Source organism: Maribacter sp. (genome assembly GCF_049667165.1).
Taxonomy (GTDB): Bacteria; Bacteroidota; Bacteroidia; order Flavobacteriales; family Flavobacteriaceae; genus Maribacter_A.
In genome coordinates, this window is record NZ_JBATHS010000428.1 from 1 (window position 1) to 3,981 (window position 3,981).

Consider the following 3,981-nt stretch of genomic DNA (forward strand, 5'->3'; position numbering starts at 1 on the left):
TCTGGGATTAGTATTTTTTTATTTTGAGCAAAAGCACTTGATGATAACACAAAAACCAGTATTGTGCCCATCCATATATTTTTCACCTCTTTCATTGGGAATAGATTTATCTTTTATGTTTTTTCAACAAATAATTGGCCAGTGCAATGGTTTTCTCTGTCAATGCGGCGTGTTGTTCGGCGGTTCTCTTATAAATTGCAGGTTGTGAATACTTGAAATAGAAGGCACCGTCATAATTTTCATTTAAAATATCCACCCCGCCAATGTGTGGCGTGATGGTGATATAGCAATCGCCCGTTTCACTTAACTCTATGTCCATCCCGAAAATGCTTTCGTTGTTCTCCTTATCTTTTAAGCGACTTTGAATCTCTTTTTTGCTATCTGCTTTGGAAAATGGTGCCATGCCCCACCTCATGGCCGTCCCCCCCGCGGCATTCTGGCCAAATCCCTTGATTTCAAAATCACATCTGTTGGGCATATTGGTTTCTATAGGAATCACATCGGATTCAGGGATATTGAAAACTTTGGCCACTTCGGCAGCGGTCATATCACATTCATAATTCAGTAAAAGAGAGCTGTAATCGGAACTAGGCAAGGTAGTAGCGGTTTCCGTAGCTTTGCTTTTGGTCTTACCGTTGTCCGCATCGTGCTTTTTTTGGTTGTTTTCACCACAGGCAAACAGCAGCGAGAATAATACTAAGGTGATTGTTTTTTTCATGGCTATTTTTTTTAAAATGAATTTTCGTAATCGCTGGTGTAGATGATGTAATCGGTCGGATTAACCTCTGTACACTGCATTTTTATTTTTTTTGCTTTTTTCTTCGATGTATCGGTCATGTTCATTTCCATGGTCAAACCTTCAACCATGCTCATCCAGGCTTGGTTTACGCCTTTGTTCTTGTTCTTTTGGGTCTTGCCAAAGGCATCTGAAAAACTGATTTCAGCGTCATGGGTCACCCAAATGGTGCCATTAAAATCTTCCCCTGCCACCTTGTATTCCTCACATTCGAAACCTAAGATTTCCTTGGTGTTTCCGGTAGCTTCGATTAAAACATCCTTATCTGTTTGGTTTTCGACCACTTTTTCAAAATCCAGTCCAAAAGACATCATGGACTTGTTGGCCCCGAAATCCATAAAATTATAGGCCGTTTTTCTTGGCAGGTCCATGACCGTGATCATCTGTTCATTTTCATTCATTTGAAGGGCACTACCCATAAATTCGTCAACGTTGGTCAAGTAATACGTGACATGGGTGGTGTCTTTTTCAGCAATGATATCCATTTCGTACGCATGGGTAAAGGCATAGGTCTTTGCCGGAGCTTCTTTCTTTCCATTAAGGAGTCCTCCTTGATTATCAAAAATGGAGTCAAAGGTTTTCCCGGTTTCCTGCTCTGTTTTTCTCTCAACTTTTCGTTCTACGGTTCTTTCGGCGGCTTCTTGGGCACTTTTCTTCAGTTTCTTAAGGAATTGGGCATTGCCCTGGGTAACTGTGCAAGATATGAGCATGATCAATAGGAATTTAATCGTTTTCATGAGGTGTATTTTAAAGGTTCTACACTTTATGGCATTTCTAATTAAAGGTTAACATGAACGATGGATCAATTGGGATTTTCCATTGACTTCGCTATGGCTTCATTCAATTTTTCATTGAAAATCAGTTTCAGGGAATCTTTTTTTCTGGGATCTAGGCTAAGCTCATAGAGTTTATATTGATCTAGAATTGTTTTTTTGATATCGGGCGGAAAATTGGCTTGCTCTACGAGATCAAGATAGCTATCCACATTTTTCAGTGCCCTACCTTCTTCGGTATCCACGTTTCCGAATACTTTAGACAGCATTTTGGCCTGTTCATCCAAGATGTTCATCTGCTTCACGGTATCTTTCTTGGCAATTGCCGCTTCAACTTTGGGCACTATCGCCTCTTCTGTTTTTTTTACATTTGAATCCCCACAACTTGTAAGGAAAATGAATAGTGTAGTAGCGATAAAAATCGGTTTTAAGGTTTTCATTGTAGCTTGTTTTAGTGTTGTTACTTTATGCATAAGGAATAAATAGGTTAACATCATTTCTTTTTTTTAAAAGAGGTTTCTTTTATCACCTTATTCTTGTGTATGATCTTCAAAACGTACGTCCCATCATTCAAATGATTGATGTTCAGGTAGATTTGGTTTTCTGGGATACGCTGTACAGTACCTTTTAAGTCGTTTTGTTTGTTCTTCATGTTCAAGAAACATACTGGGGTATTCAAATGTTACCCATAGTCAAAACGAATGTAGTTTTACCTAGTAAAAAAGGCTATGAATTATGTATCAAGGATTATAAAATATGTAACAAGCCTGTGATTAGGGCTATTAATAGAGGTGTATAAAGAAAAATATCAACCTTTTTTAACGAATTCGGAAGGCGTACACTGGTAGGTTTCCCTAAAACATTTGGTAAAATAGGCATGGTCGTTAAAACCAACAGCATATCCGACCTCGGAAATATTGATTTGTGATTGCTTCAATAAATGGGTGGCAAGTTTCAATCTTTGGGATCTGACGAACTCAGAGGTAGTCAAGCCGGTCAGTGCTTTCAATTTACGATGCAATTGCATACGGCTCATATGCACAGCCTTGCTAAAAGCTTCTGAGTTAAAGCTCGACTCGATCAAATTTTCATCCAAAACACGCTGTACTTTTTCCAAAAAACGTTCATCAACCGAGCTTATCGCAATATCCTTGGGTCTAAGAACCACTTCTTGGCTGTAACGTAATTGTAGTTTTTTTCGAAGCGAAATGAGGCTATTTACTTTGGACAAAAGCAGCTTTTTGTTAAACGGTTTGGTAATATAATCGTCCGCACCCACATGAAGACCTATAAGTTCGTTGTCATCACCTGCCTTGGCCGTCAGCAATACTATGGGGATATGACTACTGCGTTCATCCTCTTTAAGGGTTTTGGTAAGTTCAACACCATCTTTGATCGGCATCATGACATCCGATACGATAAGGTCTGGAATATGTTCTAAGGCCAATTCAATTCCTTCGGCCCCATTTTTTGCCGTTATTACCTGAAAATTTGGTTTGAAGGTATCGGATAACAAGAGCCGTACATCGGCATTGTCCTCAACAATCAAGAGAAGAGGCATACCATTATCAATTGGCGGTTCACTTTCCGTATCGATATTTGGGTTCAGGACCATAGAAGGTATCTTCTTTTGGAATGCAGATGGGTTTTTCAGGACTGCATTTTTAAACTGGGACTTATCGGTACACATGGTTACATCAAAGCTGGTCCATGTATCCTTTACACTTTTTACGGAAATTGATCCTCCATGCAGTGCTGTCAATTCCTTGACCAATGAAAGTCCGATGCCTGCTCCTTCATTTTGTTCATTGGTCTGGTGGAATCGATTAAAAATGTTGTCTATTTCATCCTTGGTCAGCCCTTGCCCTGTATTCTTTACGTGCAGTTTCAAAAAGTTATTTTCAATAGAAGCCTTAACTTTTATTTGACCTTTGGTTGGTGTATATTTTATGGCATTGCCAAGAAGGTTCACTACTATTTTTTCAAGGGCATCCTTATCAAACCAAACTTCGGTTTCTTTATCCTTTATGGCAATATCCAATGAAATGGCTTTTTGTTTGGCCAAATAGGAAAAGGAATCACTCCATGCAGCTATCAATTGGGTGATCTTTCCTTTTTCAAGCTGTAAGGTTCTATTTCCACTATCGATTTTGGAAAGATCCAACAATTGATCTACTAACGATAATAGCCTTTCGGTATTTCTTGATGCCATCTCAAAATGGCTTCTTTTTTCAGGTGAAAGGTCTGGATCTGCCAAGATCTCTTGTATAGGGGAGGATATCAAGGTCAATGGCGTGCGGAACTCATGTGTGATGTTGGTGAAGAAATTCGATTTTAAGGCATCCAACTCCCTCAGTTTATTATTTCTTTTGGTGCGATTTCTAAAGAGCGTAAATATAAATAGCCCGGCCA

General features: G+C 39.1%; 5 protein-coding genes. All 5 read right to left on the minus strand.

From position 1 onward, the window contains the following. Window positions 1-106 precede the first annotated feature (106 nt). The gene (locus WBM98_RS19040) at window positions 107-718 is read right to left on the minus strand and encodes a hypothetical protein (RefSeq protein WP_424367601.1); all 612 of its coding nucleotides are present in this window, start codon (window positions 716-718) and stop codon (window positions 107-109) included. A gap of 11 nt (window positions 719-729) precedes the next feature. Further along, on the minus strand, window positions 730-1,533 hold the full coding sequence (locus WBM98_RS19045; RefSeq protein WP_424367602.1) for a DUF4412 domain-containing protein: 804 nt from the start codon (window positions 1,531-1,533) through the stop codon (window positions 730-732). A gap of 65 nt (window positions 1,534-1,598) precedes the next feature. Continuing rightward, on the minus strand, window positions 1,599-2,009 hold the full coding sequence (locus WBM98_RS19050; RefSeq protein ID WP_424367603.1) for a hypothetical protein: 411 nt from the start codon (window positions 2,007-2,009) through the stop codon (window positions 1,599-1,601). Window positions 2,010-2,062: 53 nt separating this feature from the next. Further along, window positions 2,063-2,221 carry a hypothetical protein gene (locus tag WBM98_RS19055; protein ID WP_424367604.1) on the minus strand — a complete coding sequence of 53 codons (159 nt, stop codon included), beginning with the start codon at window positions 2,219-2,221 and terminating at the stop codon, window positions 2,063-2,065. A gap of 156 nt (window positions 2,222-2,377) precedes the next feature. Further along, the coding region (locus WBM98_RS19060; protein WP_424367605.1) for a hybrid sensor histidine kinase/response regulator transcription factor at window positions 2,378-3,981 on the minus strand (1,604 nt) is incomplete at its 5' end.

Coding starts and splice junctions, on each gene's coding strand:
- WBM98_RS19040 (WP_424367601.1), bottom strand. CDS start 718: ATGAAAAAAACAATCACCTTAGTATTATTCTCGCTGCTGTTTGCCTGT.
- WBM98_RS19045 (WP_424367602.1), bottom strand. CDS start 1,533: ATGAAAACGATTAAATTCCTATTGATCATGCTCATATCTTGCACAGTT.
- WBM98_RS19050 (WP_424367603.1), bottom strand. CDS start 2,009: ATGAAAACCTTAAAACCGATTTTTATCGCTACTACACTATTCATTTTC.
- WBM98_RS19055 (WP_424367604.1), bottom strand. CDS start 2,221: ATGAAGAACAAACAAAACGACTTAAAAGGTACTGTACAGCGTATCCCA.